This window comes from Rhodococcus sp. 21391, assembly GCF_016772255.1.
Classification (GTDB): Bacteria; Actinomycetota; Actinomycetes; order Mycobacteriales; family Mycobacteriaceae; genus Rhodococcus_F; species Rhodococcus_F opacus.
In genome coordinates this window covers 6,067,871-6,090,296 of sequence record NZ_CP063781.1, presented here as the reverse complement: position 1 = coordinate 6,090,296, position 22,426 = coordinate 6,067,871, and the positions used below count along the sequence as shown (strand labels likewise).

Annotated in this window: 21 protein-coding genes; 14 read left to right on the top strand and 7 right to left on the bottom strand. The window is 67.5% G+C overall.

Annotated features, from left to right (window positions below):
- The first annotated feature begins 16 nt into the window (after positions 1 to 16).
- From GO592_RS28100 to GO592_RS28090, 3 genes are read left to right on the top strand one after another with little or no spacing between them, the layout of a single operon-like run.
- On the top strand, positions 17 to 181 hold the full coding sequence (locus tag GO592_RS28100; RefSeq protein ID WP_005248493.1) for a DUF4177 domain-containing protein: 165 nt from the start codon (positions 17 to 19) through the stop codon (positions 179 to 181).
- Between the two features lie 5 nt (positions 182 to 186).
- Positions 187 to 663: a RidA family protein gene (locus GO592_RS28095; protein ID WP_007298509.1), complete on the top strand. Its 477-nt coding sequence runs from the start codon at positions 187 to 189 to the stop codon at positions 661 to 663.
- Between the two features lie 4 nt (positions 664 to 667).
- Positions 668 to 1,459, top strand: coding sequence for an MBL fold metallo-hydrolase (locus tag GO592_RS28090; protein ID WP_007298510.1), 792 nt, complete (start codon positions 668 to 670; stop codon positions 1,457 to 1,459).
- 64 nt (positions 1,460 to 1,523) lie between these two features.
- On the opposite strand, the gene GO592_RS28085 is transcribed toward GO592_RS28090, so the two are convergent.
- Together GO592_RS28085 and GO592_RS28080 are read right to left on the bottom strand one after the other, a co-directional pair.
- The gene (locus tag GO592_RS28085) at positions 1,524 to 2,198 is read right to left on the bottom strand and encodes a Crp/Fnr family transcriptional regulator (RefSeq protein WP_005256089.1); all 675 of its coding nucleotides are present in this window, start codon (positions 2,196 to 2,198) and stop codon (positions 1,524 to 1,526) included.
- 219 nt (positions 2,199 to 2,417) lie between these two features.
- Positions 2,418 to 2,690 (bottom strand): hypothetical protein, encoded by a 273-nt coding sequence (locus GO592_RS28080; RefSeq protein WP_082324948.1) that lies wholly within the window; start codon positions 2,688 to 2,690, stop codon positions 2,418 to 2,420.
- A 21-nt stretch (positions 2,691 to 2,711) separates the two neighbouring features.
- Between GO592_RS28080 and nth the strand changes: the two genes are divergently transcribed.
- The 4 genes from nth to marP are packed head-to-tail and all read left to right on the top strand — an operon-like array spanning position 2,712 to position 6,177.
- A complete protein-coding gene (gene nth / locus GO592_RS28075) occupies positions 2,712 to 3,557 on the top strand; it encodes an endonuclease III (RefSeq protein ID WP_050998643.1) in 846 nt (281 codons plus the stop codon).
- Positions 3,558 to 3,569: 12 nt separating this feature from the next.
- On the top strand, positions 3,570 to 4,232 hold the full coding sequence (locus GO592_RS28070) for a TlpA family protein disulfide reductase (protein WP_039951787.1): 663 nt from the start codon (positions 3,570 to 3,572) through the stop codon (positions 4,230 to 4,232).
- Positions 4,229 to 4,990, top strand: a complete 762-nt coding sequence (locus tag GO592_RS28065) for an NUDIX hydrolase (protein ID WP_005256094.1) — start codon at positions 4,229 to 4,231, stop codon at positions 4,988 to 4,990. Before GO592_RS28070 ends, GO592_RS28065 begins: the two co-directional genes overlap by 4 nt.
- Positions 4,987 to 6,177 (top strand): acid resistance serine protease MarP, encoded by a 1,191-nt coding sequence (gene marP / locus GO592_RS28060; RefSeq protein WP_007298514.1) that lies wholly within the window; start codon positions 4,987 to 4,989, stop codon positions 6,175 to 6,177. The genes GO592_RS28065 and marP overlap by 4 nt, the downstream gene beginning before the upstream one ends.
- A gap of 7 nt (positions 6,178 to 6,184) precedes the next feature.
- On the opposite strand, the gene GO592_RS28055 is transcribed toward marP, so the two are convergent.
- Genes GO592_RS28055 through nhaA form a run of 3 tightly spaced genes read right to left on the bottom strand, consistent with a single transcriptional unit; the run spans position 6,185 to position 8,889 of the window.
- Entirely contained in the window at positions 6,185 to 7,123 is a 939-nt protein-coding gene (locus tag GO592_RS28055; RefSeq protein WP_007298515.1) for an alpha/beta fold hydrolase, read from the bottom strand.
- 9 nt (positions 7,124 to 7,132) lie between these two features.
- Entirely contained in the window at positions 7,133 to 7,657 is a 525-nt protein-coding gene (locus GO592_RS28050) for a phage holin family protein (protein ID WP_005248483.1), read from the bottom strand.
- Positions 7,654 to 8,889 (bottom strand): Na+/H+ antiporter NhaA, encoded by a 1,236-nt coding sequence (gene nhaA, locus GO592_RS28045; protein ID WP_005561768.1) that lies wholly within the window; start codon positions 8,887 to 8,889, stop codon positions 7,654 to 7,656. Before nhaA ends, GO592_RS28050 begins: the two co-directional genes overlap by 4 nt.
- Positions 8,890 to 9,065: 176 nt before the next feature.
- Between nhaA and GO592_RS28040 the strand changes: the two genes are divergently transcribed.
- Both GO592_RS28040 and GO592_RS28035 read left to right on the top strand, forming a co-directional pair.
- Complete coding sequence (locus tag GO592_RS28040; RefSeq protein WP_005256102.1) at positions 9,066 to 10,451, top strand: MFS transporter; 1,386 nt, start codon at positions 9,066 to 9,068, stop codon at positions 10,449 to 10,451.
- Positions 10,452 to 10,518: 67 nt separating this feature from the next.
- Complete coding sequence (locus GO592_RS28035; protein WP_039951790.1) at positions 10,519 to 12,336, top strand: adenylate/guanylate cyclase domain-containing protein; 1,818 nt, start codon at positions 10,519 to 10,521, stop codon at positions 12,334 to 12,336.
- A gap of 51 nt (positions 12,337 to 12,387) precedes the next feature.
- Here the strand turns inward: GO592_RS28035 and acs are convergent, their stop codons facing one another.
- Positions 12,388 to 14,352 carry an acetate--CoA ligase gene (gene acs / locus GO592_RS28030; protein ID WP_007298517.1) on the bottom strand — a complete coding sequence of 655 codons (1,965 nt, stop codon included), beginning with the start codon at positions 14,350 to 14,352 and terminating at the stop codon, positions 12,388 to 12,390.
- Positions 14,353 to 14,668: 316 nt separating this feature from the next.
- On the opposite strand from acs, the gene GO592_RS28025 reads away from it, so the two are divergent.
- From GO592_RS28025 to GO592_RS28005, 5 genes are all read left to right on the top strand, one after another.
- Positions 14,669 to 16,285, top strand: a complete 1,617-nt coding sequence (locus GO592_RS28025; RefSeq protein WP_039951793.1) for a peptide ABC transporter substrate-binding protein — start codon at positions 14,669 to 14,671, stop codon at positions 16,283 to 16,285.
- 124 nt (positions 16,286 to 16,409) lie between these two features.
- On the top strand, positions 16,410 to 17,336 hold the full coding sequence (locus GO592_RS28020; RefSeq protein ID WP_005248477.1) for an ABC transporter permease: 927 nt from the start codon (positions 16,410 to 16,412) through the stop codon (positions 17,334 to 17,336).
- A complete protein-coding gene (locus GO592_RS28015; protein WP_039951795.1) occupies positions 17,329 to 18,303 on the top strand; it encodes an ABC transporter permease in 975 nt (324 codons plus the stop codon). The genes GO592_RS28020 and GO592_RS28015 overlap by 8 nt, the downstream gene beginning before the upstream one ends.
- Entirely contained in the window at positions 18,300 to 20,045 is a 1,746-nt protein-coding gene (locus GO592_RS45950) for a dipeptide ABC transporter ATP-binding protein (protein ID WP_039951796.1), read from the top strand. The genes GO592_RS28015 and GO592_RS45950 overlap by 4 nt, the downstream gene beginning before the upstream one ends.
- A gap of 31 nt (positions 20,046 to 20,076) precedes the next feature.
- Complete coding sequence (locus GO592_RS28005; protein WP_005256119.1) at positions 20,077 to 20,826, top strand: hypothetical protein; 750 nt, start codon at positions 20,077 to 20,079, stop codon at positions 20,824 to 20,826.
- A gap of 413 nt (positions 20,827 to 21,239) precedes the next feature.
- Here the strand turns inward: GO592_RS28005 and GO592_RS28000 are convergent, their stop codons facing one another.
- The gene (locus GO592_RS28000; protein WP_005256122.1) at positions 21,240 to 22,076 is read right to left on the bottom strand and encodes an HAD-IB family hydrolase; all 837 of its coding nucleotides are present in this window, start codon (positions 22,074 to 22,076) and stop codon (positions 21,240 to 21,242) included.
- Positions 22,077 to 22,426: the final 350 nt, after the last annotated feature.

The following is a 22,426-nucleotide window of genomic DNA, read 5'->3' as shown; positions in this document are numbered from 1 at the left end:
GGATAGGCTCACCGGCATGAGTGAATTGACTTCCTGGGAGTACGCCACCGTTCCGCTGCTCACACATGCGACCAAGCAGATCCTCGACCAGTGGGGCACCGACGGCTGGGAACTGGTGACGGTTCTGCCCGGGCCCACCGGTGAGCAGCACGTCGCGTACCTGAAGCGTCCGAAGGGCTGACGGCCGTGGCAGAGACACAGAACTGGTCGGCCCGCCTCGCCGAACTCGGCATCACGCTGCCGTCCGTCGTTCCGCCGGTGGCCGCCTACGTGCCCGCCGTGCGCACCGGCAACTACGTCTACACGTCGGGCCAGCTGCCGATCGTGGAGGGCAACCTGACGATCGCAGGCAAGCTCGGTGCCGGCGTGTCGGACGACGACGCCAAGGCCGCGGCCCGGGCGTGCGCACTCAACGCGCTGGCGGCGGTCGACGCGCTCGTCGGCATCGACTCGCTGGTGCGGATCGTGAAGGTCGTCGGATTCGTCGCGTCCGCCGAGGGTTTCACCGGTCAGCCCGGTGTTGTGAACGGCGCTTCCGAATTTCTCGGTGAGGTGTTCGGGGACGCGGGCGCCCACGCGCGTTCGGCCGTCGGCGTCGCGGAATTGCCGCTCGGCGCACCCGTCGAGGTGGAACTGATCGCCGAAGTGCGGCCGGAGTCGTAGTGCCATGACGCTTGCCCATCCGGCCTACGCCCAGGTGCGGGAGGTCACCCCGATCGTCTCGGTCATGCTCGAGAACAATCCCGGCATGATGACGCTCGACGGAACCAACACGTGGATTCTTCGTGCGCCGGGCGGGGACGAGTGTGTGGTGGTCGATCCGGGTGACGCCGACGAGGAGCATCTCGCCCGCGTCGCGGCACTCGGACCGGTCGCGCTGACGCTGATCACGCACCGTCATTTCGACCACACCGGGGGAGTGCAGCGGTTCTTCGAACTGACCGGTGCGCCCGTGCGTTCGGTGGATCCCGAATTCCTTCGGGGCGGCGGCGAAACCCTCGTGGACGGCGAGACCATCGACGTCGCGGGGCTCACCCTCACGGTGATCGCCACGCCCGGGCACACGAAGGATTCGGTGTCCTTCGCCGTGGAAGGTGAGGGCACCGTCCTCACCGGCGACACGATCCTCGGCCGCGGCACCACTGTGCTCGACGACACGGACGGCGACCTCGGCGACTACCTGTCGTCGCTGCGCCGCCTGCTGGACCTCGGAACCGGACACCGGGTGATGCCCGGCCACGGACCCGAACTGCCCGAACTGAACGTCGTCGCGCAGCAGTACCTCGATCATCGCGAGGAGCGACTCGACCAGGTGCGGGCCGCGCTCGGCGAACTCGGCGGCACCCCCTCCGTCCGCGAGGTGGTCGAGCACGTCTACTCCGACGTCGACCCGAAGTTGTGGCCGGTGGCGGAGAAGTCCGTCAACGTGCAGCTCGCCCACCTGCGCAGCCTCGACTAGTCACTGAAACGACTGCGGCCACCCCCTCGCTGTGAGGGGGTGGCCGCAGTCGTAGGTGCCGGGACTACCGCGCGCGACGTGCCAGGCGCTCGGAGTCGGAGATCAGCACGCTCTTGCCTTCGAGGCGCAGCCATCCGCGGTGAGCGAAGTCGGCGAGCGCCTTGTTGACGGTCTCACGGGAAGCGCCGACGAGCTGGGCGATCTCTTCCTGCGTGAGGTCGTGGGTGACGCGCAGCGAGCCCGCCTCCTGGGTGCCGAAACGCTGCGCGAGCTGCAGCAGCGCCTTGGCGACACGACCGGGGACGTCCGTGAAGATGAGGTCGGCCAGGTTGTTGTTGGTGCGACGCAGACGGCGCGCGAGCACCCGCAGGAGCTGTTCGGCGATCTCGGGGCGGTGGTCGATCCACGCCTTGAGTGCTTCGCGGTCCATGCTGACCGCGCGGACCTCGGTAACCGTCGTGGCGGTGGACGTACGCGGACCCGGGTCGAAGATGGACAGCTCACCGAACATGTCGGACGGGCCCATGATCGTCAGCAGGTTTTCACGGCCGTCCGGCGAGCGGCGGCCGATCTTCACCTTGCCCGAAACGATGATGTACAGGCGGTCACCGGGCTCACCTTCGTTGAAGATGACATGTCCGCGGGGGAAGTCGACAGGCTGCAGCTGCTTGGTCAGCGCCGCTACCGCTGAGGGCTCGACTCCTTGGAAGATGCCGGCTCTTGCCAGGACGTCGTCCACGTGGGCTCCTTGGGAATATTGTTCGTCTGTATGCATATTGTGCGCGATTTGCTGCATGTCGACGATGCCCCGGTGATCCGCGGCGTGTCGCTGTGCAACAGGTACGGCTCTGAAGTCTACGTTGAGACGGCTCGGTCTGAGTGACCGATACCACGGAAGTCGCAAAAGTTAACCGGGGGATGCGTCCTTCGGTGTGCTGATTCGGGGGCTGCCCAGCGCTCAGCTGGCGCGCCGCGAGCCCACTTCGGTGACGGCGGCGTCGTCGGATTCGAAGCCCGACCGACCCTTGCGACGTCGATGGAAGCGTGCCAATGCGTGGGGGAAACCTTCGTGGGCCAGGGTGACCACTTCGTCGTGACTTGCCTGGTCGAGGAACTCTTCCACCTCTTGCTGACGAACCGTGAGCCGGCGGAGTCTGAACTCCACCCGCTCCATTGCCAGCGCAAACAGCATCAGCAGCACTGGGAAGAGGACCACAGCGAGACCTTGCATACCGGGAAGTAAACACTGGAAATGTCTCAGAAGCGACACAGCGGCGATTCGGATCGGTCGGGTATCCGTAGAGTTGTTCCCGTGCATGCGACCCCCAGCGACGGCTCCGAAGTGCGTGGACGCACCCGTTCGCGGGCCGCGAAACAGGACGAAACCCGGATCGGACTCGTCCGGCGCGCCCGGAGAATGAACCGGCGGCTCGCCGAGGCCTTCCCGCACGTCTACTGCGAGCTCGACTTCACCACCCCACTCGACCTCGCCGTCGCGACCATCCTCTCCGCGCAGTGCACTGACGTGCGGGTGAACATGGTGACGCCGGCGCTGTTCGCCCGCTATCCCGACGCCAAGGCGTACGCGGAGGCCGAACGCACCGAACTCGAGGAATACATCCGGTCCACGGGCTTCTACCGCAACAAGACGAACTCACTGATCGGGCTGGGGCAGGCTCTGCTCGAACGCTTCGACGGCGAGGTCCCCGGCAATCTGAAGGACCTCGTGACGCTGCCCGGGATCGGCCGGAAGACGGCCAACGTGATCCTCGGCAACGCGTTCGATGTGCCGGGAATCACCGTCGACACCCACTTCGGGAGGCTCGTCCGACGCTGGAAATGGACCGAGGAGGAAGACCCGGTCAAGGTCGAGCATGCGGTCGGCGCGCTGATCGAGCGCAAGGAGTGGACGCTGCTCTCGCACCGCGTGATCTTCCACGGCAGGCGCGTCTGCCACGCCCGCAAGCCCGCCTGCGGGGTGTGTGTGCTCGCCAAGGACTGTCCGTCGTACGGGCTCGGCCCGGTCGACCCGGACGTCGCCGCCGAACTGGTTCGTGGACCGGAGACGGAGCATCTGCTGCGTCTGGCCGGCAGGTGAGGGTAGATACGGGTGTCTAGCGCAGCGCGGTGGAGTCTGGCCGCCCTCGTGGTCGTGGTGGCTCTCGTCGTCGCGATCTGGCCGCGGGGTGACGACGCGGAGGCGCCGTCGTACCAGGACCGGTTCGGTTCGGGTGGCCGTACCCCGACGGCGGTGAGCGCCGATCCCGACGCGCTCGCGGCACTGAGGACGCAGGCGGGTCTGGAATCGTGCCCGGCCTCGACGGCCACGTCCGAGCCTTCGCCGGGTTCGGTGCTGTCCGGCATCACACTGGAATGCGTGGCCGACGGCAGCCAGGTGGATCTGGCCGCCGCGCTCGGTGGTAAGCCGGCGTTGCTGAATCTGTGGGCCTACTGGTGCGGCCCCTGCGCCGAGGAGCTGCCCTATATGCAGCAGTTTTCGGATCGTGCGGGTGACGCGGTTACCGTGCTTACGGTGCACACCGATCCCAACGAGTCCAGCGCGCTGTCCCGGCTCGTCGACTACTCCGTCACGCTGCCCGGTGTGCAGGACGGCGACGGGCGCGTCCGCGTCGCGGTCGGAGCCCCGCCTGTCCTGCCCGTCTCGGTGCTGATCCGGCCCGACGGCACGGTGGCGAAGGTTCTGCCGCAGCCGTTCCGCAGCGTCGACGAGATCGCGGACGCCGTCGAACAGAACCTGGGGGTGGCGGCATGACGAACTCCGTGGACGGTGTCGCCGTTCCGCCGTGGCTGCGCCGGGTCGTGCACCGGACCCCGGCCGACCCGCACAAGATCAACCCCGTCCTCGATCGGCGCGCACCCCGCGGCGCGACCACCCGTGAGGCGGCGGTGCTCGTGTTGTTCGGCGGCCCCGTCGAGGCGGACCCGCTGATGTCGGGAGGTCTGCCCGCCGACGCGGACATCCTGCTCACCCAGCGTGCGTCCACGATGCGTCAGCACAGTGGTCAGGTGGCGTTCCCCGGGGGCGCCAGCGATCCCGGCGACGAGGGGCCCATCGCTACCGCGCTGCGGGAGGCCCAGGAGGAGACGGGACTCGACCCGTCCGGTGTCCGCCCGCTCGCCGTGCTCGAGGAAATCTTCATCCCGCCGTCCGGCTTCGACGTCACTCCCGTCCTCGCGTACTGGGAGAAGCCCAGCGAGGTCGGCGTGGTCGATCCCGCAGAGGCGGAACGTGTCGCCCGGGTCCCCGTGCACACCCTGATCGATCCGCGAAACCGGTTCCAGGTGCGGCACCCGGCCGGATACCAGGGTCCCGCGTTCGCCGTCGACGGCATGCTCGTGTGGGGTTTCACGGCCGGCATCCTGGCCGCCCTGTTCGCGGTCTCCGGCTGGGAACAGGAGTGGGACCGCCACGACATCCGCGACCTCGACACCGTCCTCGCCGAACTCGACAACGATCTCGACGACGACCATCTGACCCACGGTCACGGCCGGCCGGCGGCCGAGCGATGACGGGCTCGCACTGGATCGACCTGGCGATTGTGCTGATCGCCTTCGTCGCCGCGACGTCCGGCTGGCGGCAGGGCGCGGTGGCGTCGGTGCTCGCCTTCATCGGGGTCGTACTCGGTGCGGTGGCGGGCATCCTGATCGCCCCACACGTGCTCGTGCACGTGGACGAGGGCCGCGGCCGCGTGCTGGCCGGTATCGCCCTGATCGTGGTGTTGGTGATCATCGGCGAAGTGGCGGGCATGGTCCTCGGGCGCGCCGCGCGGGGAAGTATGCACAGTCCGGTCGCGCGGTCCGTCGACAGCGTGATCGGCGCCTGCGTGCAGGCCGTCGCGGTGTTCGTCGCGGCGTGGCTGCTGGCGATCCCGCTCACGTCCTCGTCCCAGCCTCAGCTGGCGGCGGCGGTGCGCGGGTCGAGCGTCCTCGAAACTGTCGACAACATCGCGCCCGCCTGGATGCGGCAACTGCCCACCGAGTTCACTGCCCTGCTCGACACGTCCGGGCTTCCCGACGTCATCGGCCCGTTCGGGCGTACCCCCATCACGACCGTCGACCCGCCGGACGCCAGCGTCCTGGAGAGCCCCGTCGCGTCCTCGCTGCAGTCGAGCGTGCTGCGGATCCGGGGTGTGGCCCCGAGTTGTCAGCGGGCGCTCGAGGGATCCGGATTCGTCGTGGCGCCCGACCGGGTGATGACCAACGCCCACGTGGTCGCGGGAACGGCGGGCATCGTCGTCGACACGGCGAACGGGCCGATGGACGCCGAGGTCGTGCTGTTCGACCCGTCCGCCGACGTCGCGGTGCTCGAGGTGCCCGGACTGGACGCCCCCGTCCTGAACTTCGCGCCCGAGCCGGCCCGGACCGGCGACAACGCCCTGGTGCTCGGCTACCCGGGCGGCGGGCCGTACACCGCCAGCGCCGCGCGGATCCGGGAGATCCTGGACCTCAGTGGTCCCGACATCTACCGGGCGGGAACGGTCCAGCGTGAGGTGTACACGGTCCGCGGTTCCATCCGGCAGGGGAACTCGGGCGGACCGCTCGTCGACAGCGACGGCCGGGTGCTCGGGGTGGTCTTCGGTGCCGCCGTCGACAACAGCGACACCGGGTTCGTGCTCACCGCCGCCGAGGTATCGCGTCAGCTGCAGGCGGCGTCCGGGGCGTCCGTCGCCGTGGACACCGGGGCGTGCATCCTCTGACCGTCGGTCAGACGGTGCGGGGTGCGACGAGGTCCAGCAGGGCGGCGTTGACCCGTTCCGGGGCTTCCCAGTGCGCGTAGTGGCCGACACCGGGGACCGTTTGCATCTGCTGGGTGGGTGCGAAGCGGTGACTGCGGCGCACGGTGTCCGCGAGCACGTACGGGTCGAGGTCGCCGTGGAGGTGCAGGACCGGGATCCGCAGCGTCTGATCCATCGACGCCATGAACCGCCTGCCGTCCGGGCGGAACTGGCTGCGGAACGCCCACCGCTGATACTCCAGGGTGCAGTGCGCGGTCCCGGGAATCTGAATCGCCGAGCGCATCCGTGACATCACGACGTCGAACTCCGGGTTCTCCGTCCAGGCGGGTCCGGAGCGTTCGCGGATCAACCGTTCGACCTCCGACCCGTTGTCGCGGGTGAGGCGACGTTCGGGACGCCACGGCACCTGGCAGGAGACGAACGAGGGCAGCAGGGCCTTGCGCTGGTAGCGGTCGTGGAGGACGGCCTGCTTGAGCGCGACCGGATGCGGCGAGCTGACCAGTGCGATCGACCGGACGAGGCGAGCGTGGAGGACGGCCGTCGCCCAGCAGACGAGGCCGCCGTCGGCGTGCCCGACGAGGGTGGCCTCGCCGTAGCCCATCGCCCGGATGAGGCCGGCGATGTCGCCGGCCAGCGTCCACCCGTCGTAGCCGCGCGGCGGTTTGTCGGAATCGCCGTAGCCGCGCAGGTCCACGGCGACGGCCCGGTACCCCTCCGCGGACAGCGCGGTCAGCTGATGGCGCCACGACCACCAGAAGTCCGCGAATCCGTGCAGCAGGACGACGAGCGGCGCATCCGGGGCGGATGCGCCGACCTCGACGGTGTGGAAGCGGATTCCGTTGGCATGGATGTCGCGATGAATCCAGGGGCCGTCGAAACGGACGGTAGACGGATCGGGTGGTGCCACAGGAGCGAGTTACCGCGCGTGACGTCCGCTGGACGACGCGAGATGGGCTTCCGCGTCCGAGTACGACGTCGGGAGCACCGTCTTGGCCTGCTTCAGCGAGTCGATGGTCTTCTCCGGTGCGCGGAGTTTGCGTACCCGCAGATATCCGAGCAGTGCGAGGACCGCCGTCACCACGACCATGATCAGGAAGACGATCAGGAACGCCAGCCAGCGGGCGATCCACACGTCGAGGAGTTCGGCGAGGAAGAAGAAGAAGAAAAACGAGCTGAACAGCAGCACGGTGAACGCGAGGATGAAGAACAGGCTGCCCTGCAGGCCCTTCTTGACCTCACCGGTGACCTCGGCCTTCGCGAGCTCGACCTCGGCGCGGACCAGGGTGGACACCTGCGCGGTCGCATGCTTGACCAGCGTGCCGAGGCTCGCCTCGCCGGGTGTCTGAGCGTCCACGTCCGTGAGCGGGATCGACGACACCGTGTTCGGCACCCCGTCTCCCGTGTATCGCGGGCTGTCTCCCTTGCCGTGAGTGATGCTCACTTGTCGACCCCTCCAGGTAGCTCTTGCACTTCCGAGTCATCCTTCCGGGCCGCATGGACCCGACCGCGTCGCCACAGTAACGCTGATCCGATCAGCGACGCTGTCAACGATGTCACGAGCACCGCGACCTTAGCTATTTCGGCCTCGCTGCCGTCACCGATTCCCGCAAGCGCGAGATCCGCTACGAGAAGGCTAACGGTGAACCCGATCGCACCGAGCACTGAGAGGGCAAACATGTCCCGGAATCCCAGTGCTCGCGGCTTCTTCGCGATACCCAGGCGGATCGCGAGCCACGAGATGCCGAAGATGCCGACGGTCTTGCCGACGAGGAGCCCCGCGATCACGGACTGCGAGATCGGGTTGGTGAACAACTGCCCGAGGAGCTCGCTGCTCAGGGCCACGCCGGACGCGAACAGGGCGAACAGCGGGACACAGACGCCCGCCGACAGCGGCTGGATGCGGTGCTCGAGGCGGGCGCCCGGGGATTCTCTCTCGCCGGGGTCGCGCCGGACCCGGGTGAGGAGGCCGAGCGCGACACCGGCGAGTGTGGCGTGGATTCCGGCGTCGTGCATGCAGAACCAGGTGAGCAGTGCGAGTGGAACGTAGAGCAGTGGGGTGGTGATGCGCCGGTGCTGGGCGAACGCGTAGACGGCCAGGCACACGGCGGCGCCCAGCAGCCACAGCAGGGCGATCGAGCTGGTGAACAGGACCGCGATGAGCACGATCGCGAGCAGGTCGTCGACGACGGCCAGGCTGAGCAGGAACACCCGGGCGCTGGCCGGGATGCGAGACCCGGTCAGCGCCAGCACACCCAGTGCGAACGCGATGTCGGTGGCAACCGGGATCGCCCAGCCCCGTTCCATGCCGGGCGTGCCGGCGCCGATCGTCGCGGCGATGATCGCGGGCACGACCACACCGCCGCAGGCCGCGATGATCGGGAGCAGGGCACGTTTTCGGTCGGCGAGTTCGCCCACCACCATTTCCCGCTTCAATTCGAGGCCGGCGACGAAGAAGAAGACCGCCAGCAGCCCGTCCTGTGCCCACGTCCCGACCGTCAGGTTCAGGTGGAGTGCCTCCGGGCCGATCTGCCAGTCGCGCAGTGCGAAGTACGAATCCGAGACGGGGGAGTTCGCCCACACGAGGGCGACCGCCGCGGCGACGAGCAGGATCGAACCGCCGACCGTCTCGGTGCGGAGGTAGCGGGAGAGTTCGGAGCGGAGGGGCTGGGTCACCGGGGGCGCTCGCTTTCGATGTGGTCCGGGTACGGCAAATGCTCTGCCGACCAGACTTCCCGGCGCACCGAGAAGAGCCTATCCAATTTGCCAAGCGAAAGACACGGGGTGTTCAATTCCTAAGGAATGGACGCTCGTCCCAATAGTTGAAATAGCATCGTGCAGGAGTAAGTCGAGTGAGCAGTGCCGTCGATACGTCGAAGCCAGAACCGGACGGCGGGGCCACCGTCGCCGGCGTACCCAGAAGCCGGATCGTCGTCGCGAGCATGGTGGGAACATCCATCGAGTTCTACGACTTCTACATCTATGCCACCGCGGCCGTGTCGGTGTTCCCGCACCTGTTCTTCCCCAAGGGAAACGGCACCACCGCCCTGCTGGCGTCCCTCGCCACGTTCGGTCTGGCCTTCGTCGCCCGGCCGCTCGGCTCGATCCTGTTCGGCCACTTCGGCGACCGCATCGGACGCAAGACGACGCTCGTCGGCTCACTGCTCACCATGGGTATCGCCACGTTCGTGATCGGCCTGCTGCCGACATACCACCAGATCGGCCTCGTCGCGCCCGCACTGCTGGCGTTGATGCGGTTCTGTCAGGGTCTGGGACTAGGCGGTGAGTGGAGTGGCGCGGCGTTGCTCGCGACCGAGACCGCGCAGAAGGGCAAGCGGGCCTGGGCCGCCATGTGGCCGCAGCTCGGCGCACCCATCGGGTTCTTCCTCGCCAACGGTCTGTTCCTGATCATCACGCTGTTCCTGGCCCACGACAACAGCAGCCCCGACCTGGACGGCGCGTTCCTCACCTGGGGCTGGCGTATCCCGTTCCTGCTCAGCGCGATCATGGTGATGATCGGCCTGTATGTGCGGCTGAAGCTCGAGGAGACGCCCGTGTTCGCCCGCGCCGTCGCGCGGGGCGAGAAGGTGAAGACCCCGCTGGCCGAGGTGTTCAAGACCAGCTGGCGTCAGCTGATCATCGGCACGTTCGTCATGCTCGCCACGTACACGCTCTTCTACATCATGACCACCTGGGTGCTCAGTTACGGCACCGGCAAGACTCCCGCCCAGGGCGGCACCGGAGCCGGCTTCCACTACACCGACTTCCTCGTCCTCCAGCTGATCGCGGTCCTGTTCTTCGCGGCCGCCGTCCCCGTGTCGGGGTGGCTGGCCGACCGCTTCGGTCGCCGCATCACGCTGCTCACCATCACCGGGTTCATCATGGTCTTCGGGCTCACGTTCGGCGTGATGCTGAACCAGGAGGGCATGGGCAACGCCCGCATGCTCGTATTCCTGGCCATCGGAATGTTGTTGATGGGCATGACCTTCGGTCCGATGAGCGCCGTTCTGCCCGAGCTGTTCCCGACCAACGTGCGCTACACGGGTTCGGGGATCGCCTACAACACCGCCAGCATCCTCGGTGCCGCGGTCGCGCCGTTCATCGCCACCTGGCTCGCCACGTCGTACGGCGTCGGCTGGGTGGGCATCTACCTGCTGATCGCCGCCGCGCTCACGTTCGTGGCACTGCTCGTCATGCGCGAGACCCGCGACCAGTCCCTCGACGACGTAGGGGCATAGCCCCCGTGCGCCTTTCTGGTTGTTCCAACTACCAGAAAGGCGCACGGGCTACGCCTATAGTTCTTGCATGGCGAGAGCCGTGCTGCTGTCCAGGACGGCCCGGATCCGGCTGCCGAAGCAGGATCTGTGGTCGTTCCTCGCCGATACCGATCGGCTCAACCGCAACATCGATCTGTCACCGGTGCACTTCGCTCCGATGCTGGACCGGCGGCGCAAGGGACACTTTTCGGCGGAGACCCGTTCGTACGGGCGGCGGGTGCGGTACGAGGAGTTCCCGTTCGAGTGGATCGAGGGCCGCTTCTACCAGGTCCTTCGTCGGTTCTCTCGCGGTCCGCTCGCGGAGGTCTCCACGGGTGTCCGGCTTCGCCCGGTCGCCGACGAGACCGACGTCGAGGTGTTCGCCCGGATCGTCCCGCGGACCTGGTTCGGGTCGATCGTGGCGCGAACCCTGCTGGCGCGCACGGGAATACGGAAGACGGTGGCGCTCGCACGCGCGTTGGAACTCCACGTTCGCGACCCGCAGACGCATGCCGTGCCCGCGCTGCCGCCGCCGGAGCGACTCGACGCCGGCCGGCTGGAACTCCGCACAGCACAGCTGTCTCGATCGCACGATGCCCCGAATCTCATCGGGCGCTTGGCATCCCACCTGCGGACCGCCTCCGACCTGGAGGTGACGGGCATGCGGCCGTTCGAGCTGGCGGACCGCTGGGGTGTCGATCGGATGCAGCTGCTGTACGTCTTCCTCCACGCCGCGGACTGTGGACTGCTGGACCTGAGCTGGAGCGTGCTGTGCCCCGTCTGCCGGACCGTCCGTGAGGACGCCGGCCAGATGTCACAGTTGGCGAGCCGCGTCCACTGCGACACGTGCGACATCGCCTTCGACACCGACCTGGCGCGGTCGGTGGAGATCCGCTTCGACGTCAACCCGGCCGTTCGCCGGGCGGAACGGGCCCGGTACTGCATCGGTGGTCCGGCGAATTCGCCGTCGGCGGTGGCTCAGCTGCGGCTCGAGCCGGGTGAGCAGCGTTCCGAGCGGATCGAACTCGACCCGGGGTGGCTGCGGCTCCGGTGCTATCAGGTGGGCTCCCCGGTGGCCTGCGAGGTCGGCCAGGCCGGTGGAACGCTGCGGGTCGAGTGCGGGCCCGGCGAACTCCGGGTGCGGAGTTCACCCGCCACCGACGGAGCGATCCGGCTGGAGGTCGCCAACCGGCTCCCCGGCGAAGCGCTGGTGGTGGTCGAGCGGGAGCGGTGGAAGGACGCCGCGGCGACCGGCGCGCTCGTCACGTCGCTCGACGGTTTCCAGGACCTGTTCCCGGACCAGGGGGTAGCGCCCGGCGACGAGATCGGGATCGCGAACCTGGCGGTGCTGTTCACGGATCTGAGCGGCTCGACAGCCCTGTACGAGCGCATCGGGGACGTCCGGGCGTTCGCGTTCGTGCAGAGCCATTTCCGCTACCTGCGTGACGCCGTGGTGCGCGAGAACGGCGGCGTCGTGAAGCAGATGGGCGACGCGGTCATGGCGACGTTCGCGGACGCGCGGGAGGCCTGGTCGGCGGCGGCGTCGATGCAGTCCGGCTGGGACGACTTCCGTCGCGGGCACCTCGGCGGCGACGATTCGGTGGCGTTGAAAGTCGGGCTGCACCAGGGGCCCGCGGTGATGATCGACAACGACGGCCGGATCGACTACTTCGGCGCGACCGTCAACCTGGCGGCGCGGGTGCAGGGTTGTGCGGCGGGCGGCGACATCGTCCTGTCCCGGGCTGTTCACGACGACCCCGAGGTGGCACCGCTGCTGGCGGAATCGGACTACCGGTGCGACGTTTTCACGACCGGTCTGAAGGGAATCGGCGAGGAGCAGACGCTGTGGCGGCTTCGCCGCCCGTGAGTGGTTGACGAGTGCAGGGACTCGTCAACCACTCACGGGGCGCGGGGCGCCCTACTTGCCGCGGATCGCGTCGAAGACCTTGGGGTCGACGAGCGTGGAGGTGTCGCCGAGGTCGCGGCCTTCGGCGATGTCCTTGAGCAGGCGTCGCATGATCTTGCCGGACCTGGTCTTGGGAAGTTCGGGGACGATCGTGATCTGGCGGGGCTTGGCGATCGGGCTGATCTCCCGGGATACTTCGGCCTTGAGTTCGGCGATGAGGGTGTCGCCGGTGTTCTCGACGCCTTCCCGGAGGATGACGAACGCGACGATGCCCTGGCCGGTGGTGTCGTCGGCGGCGCCGACGACGGCGGCCTCGGCGACACCGTGGTGCCCGACGAGGGCGGATTCGACCTCGGAGGTGGAGATGCGGTGCCCGGAGACGTTCATGACGTCGTCCACGCGCCCGAGCACCCACAGGGCGCCGTCCTCGTCGTACTTGGCGCCGTCGCCGGCGAAGTACCAGCCCTGCTCGGGGTAGCGGGACCAGTAGGTTTCGCGGTAGCGGTCCATGTCGCCCCAGATGCCGCGGAGCATCGCCGGCCACGGCTTGTCGAGCACGAGGTAGCCGGAGCCGCCGGCGCCGAGTTCGTTGGCGTCGTCGTCGACGATCTTCGCGGAGATGCCGGGCAGCGGTGCCATCGCGGATCCGGGCTTGGTGGCGGTGATCCCGGGAAGCGGGGAGATCATGATGGCGCCGGTCTCGGTCTGCCACCAGGTGTCGACGATCGGTGCCGTGTTCCCGCCGATCACCTCGCGGAACCACTTCCAGGCCTCGGGGTTGATCGGTTCGCCGACCGAGCCGAGGAGCCGGATCGAGGACAGGTCGTGGGCGTCGGGAATGTCCCTGCCCCACTTCATGAAGGTGCGCACCAGGGTGGGTGCGGTGTAGTAGATGCTGACGCCGTATTTCTCGATGATCTGGAAGTGGCGGTGCTCGTCGGGGGAGTTCGGGGTGCCCTCGTAGACCACCTGGGTGACACCGTTCGAGAGTGGCCCGTAGACGATGTAGCTGTGGCCGGTGACCCAGCCGATGTCGGCGGTGCACCAGTACACGTCCTGCCCGGCCTTGTGGTCGAACACGTTGTGGTGGGTGTACGACGCCTGGGTGAGGTAACCGCCCGAGGTGTGGATGATGCCCTTGGGCTTTCCGGTGGTGCCGGAGGTGTACAAGATGAACAGCGGGTGCTCGGAGTCGAACGGCTGCGCCTGATGGGTGTCGGACGCCTTTTCGACGGTCTCGTGCCACCACAGGTCACGACCCTCGGTGGTGTCGACGTCGATCCCGGTGCGCTTGACGACGAGCACGTTCTTGACGGATGCGGCGCCGTCCACGGCTTCGTCGACGGCGGGCTTGAGGGGTGCGGCCTGGCCGCGGCGCCACTGTCCGTCGACGGTGACGACGAGCTTGGCTTCGGCGTCGTCGATGCGGGAGCGCAGGGCGCTGGCGGAGAAGCCGGCGAACACCACCGAGTGGGTCAGGCCGAGGCGGGCACAGGCGAGCATGGTGACGATGGCCTCGGGGATCATCGGCATGTAGATCGCGACGCGGTCGCCGGCGACGAGTCCGAGGTCTGTGAAGGTGTTGGCGGCCTTGCTGACTTCGGCGAGCAGGTCGTGGTAGGTCAGGTCGCGGGTGTCGCCCGGTTCGCCTTCGAAGTGGATGGCGACGCGGTCGCCGTTGCCGGCGAGGACGTGGCGGTCGACGCAGTTATAGGCGACGTTGAGCCGTCCGTTCACGAACCACTTCGCGACGGGCGCGTCGGACCAGTCGAGAACCTCGGAGAAGGGGGCGTGCCAGTGCAGGCGCTCGGCCTGCTTCGCCCAGAATGCGAGACGGTCTTCGTCGGCGGCAGCCTGGAGGTCGGGGCCGGCGTTCGCCGTTGCGGTGAACTCGGGGCTCGGCGGATACACCTGCGGGACGGAATCAGAATGTTCCGACTTCTCCGTCGCTCCGCTCGCCTGTGCTGCACTGGTCATTGTGGCCCGGCCTTCTTTCCAGTCTCGAATTCGGCACTTCTAGCACGTGTGAGGGTAGTCACATGGTCTCCCGAGCGCACCGTTGCAGAGGGTTGCATGCCCATATTCTGCGACGATCGGTCGGCTGGACGCGACGGACGGCGATCGGGTGCGACGAGTGGATACCCCTGCGCCGACGATGTGTCGATCAGGTGCCGATTGCACGAGTTTCGCCCGTCGTGGCTACACAGATTGAAACCTTGACTTATCGTCATCCCATCATCCGGGCTGCGCCCGGAGCCGCTGCCCGGAACCACGCAGATCTGGGAGGAACGCTTTGCGCATCACACGTGTGGCAACCGCCGTTGTGGCGGTCGGCCTGGCAGCAGGGATGCTGTCCGCCTGCTCGTCCGGTGATTCGACGAGCGGGGGTGGTAGCGGAATCGTCAACGCCTGGGCAAGTGAACCGCAGAATCCGTTGATTCCCACCAATACGAGCGAGAATCAGGGCGGCCGCGTCGTCGACTCACTGTTCGCGGGCCTCGTTTCCTACGACTCCGACGGCGGGGTGAACAACGAGGTCGCCGAGTCGGTCGAGACGACGGACGGCAAGAACTTCACCGTGAAGCTGAAGGACGGCTGGACGTTCACGGACGGCACGCCGGTCACGGCGGCCTCGTTCGTCGACGCCTGGAATTACGGCGCGCTGTCCACGAATGCGCAGATTCAGGCGTCCTTCTTCGACCCGATCCAGGGCTACGACGAGGTGGCTGCAGAGAACCCGACGGTGCAGACCATGTCGGGACTGAAGGTGGTCGACGACTCCACGTTCACGATCGAACTGAAGCAGCCCGAGTCGGCCTTCCCGGACCGCCTCGGGTTCGCCGCGTACTACCCGTTGCCTGCGGTGGCGTACCAGGACATGGCGGCGTTCGGTGAGAATCCCGTCGGCAACGGTCCGTACATGATGTCCGGCCCCGGAGCGTGGCAGCACAACGTCCGGATCGACACCGTCGTGAACCCCGACTACAACGGCAACCGTAAGCCGAAGAACGCCGGCGTCGACTTCGTCATGTACAACAGCCTCGACACGGCGTACACGGATCTGCTCGCGGGCAACGTCGACGTCCTCGACCAGGTGCCGCCGAGCGCGGTCACGACGTTCGAGACCGACCTGCCGGGCCGCACCGTGAACCAGCCGTCCGCGACCATCGAGACGTTCACGATCCCGGGCCGGCTGCCGCACTTCAGCGGTGAGGAGGGCACGCTGCGCCGCCAGGCCATCTCGATGGCGATCAACCGCGACCAGATCACCCAGCAGATCTACAACAACACCCGCACCCCCGCGCTCGACTTCACCAGCCCCGCCATCGAGGGCTGGTCGGATTCGCTCGTCGGCAACGGCAACCTGAAGTACGACCCGGAGACGGCGAAGCGGCTGTGGGCCCAGGCCGACGCCATCGCCCTGTGGTCGGGCAGTTTCGAGATCGCGTACAACGGCGACGGCGGCCACAAGGAATGGGTCGACGCCACCGCCAACAACATCCGCAACACCCTCGGTATCGACGCGAAGGGCAAGGAGTACCCCACGTTCGCGCAGATCCGCACCGAGGCCACCAACCGCACCATCCCGAGCGCGTTCCGTTCGGGGTGGCAGGGCGACTACCCGCAGCAGTACGGCTTCCTCGCGCAGAACTACCAAACCGGTGGCAGCTCCAACGACGGCGACTACTCGAACCCCGAGTTCGACCGGCTTCTGCGTGCCTCCGCGGGTGAGGTCGATCCCGGCAAGGCCCAGGAACTGTTGAACCAGGCGCAGGAAGTGCTCTTGCGCGACCTGCCTGCCGTCCCGACGTGGTACCGCAACGCCGCCAGCGGCTGGTCGGAGAACGTGTCGAACGTGGTCATCGACTGGAAGGGCATCCCGATGTACTCCGACATCGAGAAGAACTGACGCACCGGAGATTCTTCGACGACGGGTGGGGCCGCGAGCTGTCAGTTCGCGGCCCCGCTCGGGAGTACGAGCCGAGGCTACGGATTCCTGACGTCACTGCTCCCGACGAATAGGAGGTGATCCGATGCTCTGGTACGTCGGTCGCCGTTTGCTCCAGATGATCCCGGTGTTCCTCGGGGCCACGTTCCTGATCTACGCGATGGTGTTCCTGCTGCCCGGAGACCCGATTGCCGCGCTGGCCGGCGACAAGGCACTCAGCCCCGCGGTGGCGGCCCAACTCCGTGAGCGATACCACCTCGACGAGCCGTTCCTGACGCAGTACCTCCTGTATCTGAAGGGCATCTTCACCCTCGACTTCGGTACGTCCTTCTCCGGCCGCCCCGTCAGTGAGGTTCTGGCGCAGGCATTCCCGATCACCATCAAGTTGTCCCTGATGGCGCTCGCCATCGAGGGGATCTTCGGGATCGGCTTCGGCCTGTGGGCCGGACTCCGCAAGGGCGGCATCTTCGACAGTTCCGTCCTCCTCGTGAGCCTGGTGATCATCGCGATCCCGATCTTCGTCATCGGCTTCCTGGCCCAATTCTTCGTCGGCGTGAAATGGGGGTTGGTGCCGCCGACGGTCGGGGGCAACACCAGTTTCAAGAATCTGCTGCTGCCCGCGTTCGTCCTCGGGTCGGTGTCGTTCGCGTACGTACTCCGGCTCACCCGGACGTCGGTCGCCGAGAACCTCACCGCCGACTACGTGAGAACCGCGACGGCCAAGGGTCTTTCGCGGCGCCGCGTGGTGCAGGTGCACGTGCTGCGGAATTCGCTGATCCCGGTGGTCACGTTCCTCGGCGCCGACCTCGCGACCCTGATGGGCGGCGCGATCGTCACGGAGGGCATCTTCAACATCAACGGTGTCGGCGGCACGATCTATCAGGCGGTCACCCGCGGTGAGGCGCCGACGGTGGTGTCCTTCGTGACGGTGCTGATCGTCATCTATCTGCTCGCCAACCTGCTCGTCGACCTCCTGTACGCCGCGCTCGACCCGAGGATTCGCTATGTCTGAGAAAGTGGAGAACGAGTCGCCTCGGACGGGCGACCGGAAGACCCGTCAGGCGCATTTCGTGGCACCCGAAGAAGTGGCGGCGCCGGGAGAGACCGACGCCGTCCACATCGACCAGCCGCCGACGAGCATGTGGTCGGATGCGTGGCGGGACCTCCGCAAACGTCCGCTGTTCCTGGTCGCCACGGTGATCATCGTCGTGGTGATCGCCGTGGCAGGCTTCCCCGGTCTGTTCACCGGCACCGACCCCAGGTTCTGCGATCTCGCGTTCAGCATGCAGGGTCCGTCGGCGGGGCACTGGTTCGGATTCGACAAGCAGGGTTGCGACATCTATTCCCGCACGATCTACGGGGCCCGGGCGTCGGTGCTGGTGGGTGTCGGTGTCACGTCGATCGTGCTCGTCGTGGGCGTGGTGTTCGGTGCGGTCGCCGGGTTCTACGGCGGCTGGGCAGACTCGCTGCTGTCCCGGATCGCCGACATCTTCTTCGGTATCCCGCTCATCCTCGCCGCGATCGTCCTGATGCAGCTGTTCGCCGACCGCACCATCTGGACGCTGATCGTCGTCCTGGCGCTGTTCGGGTGGCCTCAGATGGCGAGAATTGCTCGTGGCTCGGTGATCTCGGCGAAGAACAACGACTACGTGATGGCGTCGCGGGCGCTCGGTGTGTCGAACGTGCGCACCCTCGTCCGGCACGTGCTGCCGAACTCCCTCGCCCCGATCATCGTGATCGCGACAATCTCGCTCGGCACCTACATCGTGGCCGAGGCGACGCTGTCGTTCCTGGGCATCGGGCTGCCGTCCACCGAGATCTCGTGGGGCGGAGACATCAGCACGGCCCAGGTCACGCTGCGTCAGGGGTCACCGATCCTGTTCTACCCGGCAACCGCGCTGGCGATCACGGTGCTCGGTTTCATCATGATGGGCGACGCTCTGCGGGACGCGCTCGATCCCAAGGCCCGGAAGAGGTGAGCGCGGTGCCCACGAACGAATCGGCCGGACCGCAGAATTCGGCCGACGAGGTGCCGTTGCTCGAGATCCGGGACCTGGAGGTGTCGTTCCAGTCGCATTCCGGGCTCGTGCCCGCGGTGCGCGGTGTCAGCCTCACGGTGTATCCGGGGCAGACGGTGGCGATCGTCGGTGAGTCCGGTTCGGGTAAGTCCACGACCGCGCACGCGATCATCAACCTGCTGCCCGGGACCGGCAAGGTGACCGGCGGTCAGATCCTGTTCGAGGGGCAGGACCTCGCGGAGGCGTCCGAGCGCGAGTTCGTCGCGCTGCGCGGTCAGAAGATCGGGCTCGTCCCGCAGGACCCGATGTCCAACCTCAACCCGGTGTGGAAGGTCGGCTTCCAGATTGAGGAGGCGTTGGAAGCCAACGGGATCGGGAAGGGGAAGGCCGCGAAGGCGCGTGCCGCCGAGCTGCTCGAGGAGGCCGGACTCGCCGACGCCGAGGACCGCCTGGGCCAGTATCCGCACGAGTTCTCCGGCGGCATGCGCCAGCGCGCCCTCATCGCAATCGGGCTGTCGGCCCGCCCGCAACTGCTGATCGCGGACGAGCCCACGTCGGCCCTCGATGTCACGGTCCAACGCCAGATCCTCGACCATCTCGACGGTCTCACCAACGAGCTGGGCACCGCGGTCCTGCTCATCACCCACGACCTCGGCCTGGCCGCCGAGCGGGCCGAGCACCTGATCGTCATGAGCAAGGGGCGGGTGGTCGAGGCCGGGCCGGCGCTGGAGATCCTGCAGCGGCCACGCCACCCGTACACCCGGAAGTTGGTGGCGGCGGCGCCGTCGCTGGCGTCGCAACGCCGGAGTTCTTCGCTGGCCCGGGCGGACGTCCGGGAGCACGCCCTCGAGGTGGTCGGCGAGGCCGAACAGCACGGCGAGATCGGCGTCGAGTTCGGCAAGGCCACCGACGACGTGGTCGTGGCCACCGGGCTGACCAAGGTGTTCAAGCTCCGGCACGGGCTGCGGAAGTCCACCGACTTCACCGCCGTCGACGACGTTTCGTTCGCGGTCCGCCGCGGGACGACCACGGCCATCGTCGGCGAGTCGGGGTCGGGTAAGTCGACGGTCGCGCAGATGGTCCTCGGGCTTCTTGCGCCGTCGTCGGGGAATGTCGTGTTCGACGGCAAGGACGTCGCGACGCTGGACCGCCGGGAGACGCTCGCGTTCCGTCGCCGGGTGCAGCCGATCTTCCAGAATCCGTACGGCACGCTCGACCCGATGTACTCGATCTTCCGCACCGTCGAGGAGCCTCTGCGCACCCACAAGGTGGGGACGAAGGCGGAGCGGGAAGCGCGGGTACGCGACCTGCTGGACAAGGTGGCGCTGCCGGCTTCGGTGATGCGGAGGTTCCCGAACGAGCTGTCCGGTGGCCAGCGGCAGCGGGTGGCGATCGCCCGGGCGCTGGCGCTGCAGCCGGAGATGGTGGTGTGCGACGAGGCGGTGTCGGCGCTCGACGTGCTGGTCCAGGATCAGATCCTGACCCTGCTGAACGACCTGCAGGCAGAGCTGGGGTTGACGTACCTGTTCATCACCCACGACCTGGCGGTGGTGCGGCAGATCGCCGACGACGTGCTCGTCATGTCCACCGGCGCGATCGTGGAGAAAGCGACCACGGACGAGGTCTTCACGTCCCCGCGGGAGGAGTACACGCGGAAGCTGCTGGATGCGATTCCCGGCGGATCGATCCGGCTCGGCGCCTGACGCGGGACCGCGCCGGGTAGCGTTCCGGTACGTGAGCGACCCGTTGCAGCCCCTCGTCGACCTTCCCGGCGTCCGCGAAGCCGCGGACCGTGCGCGCGACGCGCTCGGTGCGGTTCACCGTCACAAGACCAACCGGCGCGGCTGGCCGACCACGGCGGCCGAGGCGGCGGTCCGGGCGGCCCGCGCCTCGGCGTCGCTGGACGGCGGCAGCACCGAGTTACCCGCGCCCGGCGAGGCCGGCGACCCGATTCTGTCGGGGGCGTTGCGGGTCGGGCAGGCCCTCGACGGTGACGCCCTCACTCTTCTGCAGTCCACCTGGCAGCGGGCACCCCTGCAAGCGCTCGCGCGGCTGCATCTGCTGGCCGCGGCCGATCTCGTGGAGGATCAGGAATCGCTCGGCAGGCCGCGTGCCGGGTCCGGCGTCGCGGAGCGGCTCGACGGTCTCGCCCAGCTCGTGACGGGGGGAACGGCTGCGCCCGCGCCGGTACTGGCGGCCGTCGTGCACGGGGAATTGTTGACGCTGAAGCCGTTCGGAGTCGGCGACGGTATCGTCGCGCGCGCCGCGTCACGTCTGGTTTCCGTGGCGAGCGGGCTCGATCCGCACAACCTCGGGGTCCCGGAGGTCAGCTGGTTGCGGCGGCAGCAGGCGTACCGCAACGGGGCTGCCGCGTTCGCGTCGGGCGAGCCGGAGGGTGTCGGCAGTTGGGTCGTCCTCTGCTGCGGCGCTCTGGAGGCCGGAGCGCGGGAGGCCACGTCGATCGCGGAGGCCGCAGCGAGTTAGCCGAAATATCCTGCGCTACAAGAAGTTCCCGAACATGTGAAACGGGCGGCGCTGCCGACTGCTGTCGACTTCGCCGCCCGTTAGCACGGACAACCGGTTACCAAGCGTGCAATGTGGGTTGTGTGGGTGGCCTCGGCGAGAGTCCGAATATCGTCGGGTCGTCCTTGCAACCTGTGCAGGGTCCTTGCCGGTGAAGACTCGAGTCTCGCAGGCCCACAACGCTTCTGCCCTTATAGTGGCTTATGCTTCGCGTGGGTACCTAGTGCCCGTGCTGGGAATCCTGGTCGGGAGATCGATCCTTCTCTTCTGGGTCGACCTTGGCCTTCCGTTCTTCCGTAACTCCTTTGTACCCCGTGACCCCCCTCACAGCAAGTATCAAATTCGGTTTGTGACCGTGTCGCGGGTTGCGGCGGTCAGCGCTTGCGGCGCAACACTCCATACGTGAATGCGCCCGCGACCAGGGCCCCGACGCTCACCGCCGCCGTGGTCGCGACGGTGGTGGCGGACGGCGCCTGGAGCCGTGCCCGGAGGGAGACCGGATTCGAGAAAGTCAATATGGGCCAACCGTTTCCGGCCGCGGCCTTCCGCAACGCCCGGTCCGGGTTGACCGCAGTCGGGTGGCCGACCGCGGTCAGCATCGGGAGATCGGTCACGGAGTCGGAGTAGGCGTAGCATGCCGACAGGTCGTAGTGGTATTCGTCGGCCAGTTGCCGCATCGCGTCCACTTTGCCTTCGCCGTAGCAGTAGAACTCCACCTCGCCCGTGTAGAGCCCGTCCGCGACCGCCATGCGGGTGGCAGTGCTGCGCGTGGCTCCGAGCGCTTCGGCGATCGGCGCCACCACCTCCTCGCCCGACGCCGAGACCACGACGACGTCGTGGCCGCGCAGCTTGTGGTCTGCGATGAGGTCGGCGGCCTCGGCGAACACCAGGGGGTCCACGATGTCGTGGAGGGTTTCGGCGACCACGGACCGGACCTGGTCCACGTTCCAGCCCGCGCACATGCTCGTGAGGTAGGCGCGCATCCGCTCCATCTGATCGTGGTCCGCGCCCGACAGCAGGAACAGGAACTGCGCGTAACTGCTCTTGAGGACCGATCGGCGGTTGATCAGGCCCTGGTCGAAGAACGGTCTGCTGAACGCGAGGGTGCTGGATTTCGCGATGATCGTCTTGTCGAGGTCGAAGAATGCGGCAACCCGACCTGTCTCGGTGTGTCGACCTGTCTTGGCACTGCTCTGTGGCTTCGCGGTCACAATTCCCAAGGATATGCGGACTTCGGGTCGGGTGGGGGTTCGTATGAACGGCCTGAGGAAGGGTCTTTCGGCACTATCGACACGACGGAACGTTCAACAGTTGAACTTGCAAATACTGATCGGGGGAGGTGTAGTATTGCTGATGTCCGGATTTGATCCGGGCGATGTTCAGCCCGACCCCCGGGGCTGAACACTGACGACCCTCGCCTCCTCCCCCCCTGGCGAGGGTCGTCCTCTGTCTGCGGCAGGGCTGCCGCCTCTCTCGGATCGGTACAAAAATTGGTGCGGTAGTACCGGTTTTTATCCACAGGGCCGAAGTTGTCCACAGTTCGAGCCGAGCCCCTTCTGGC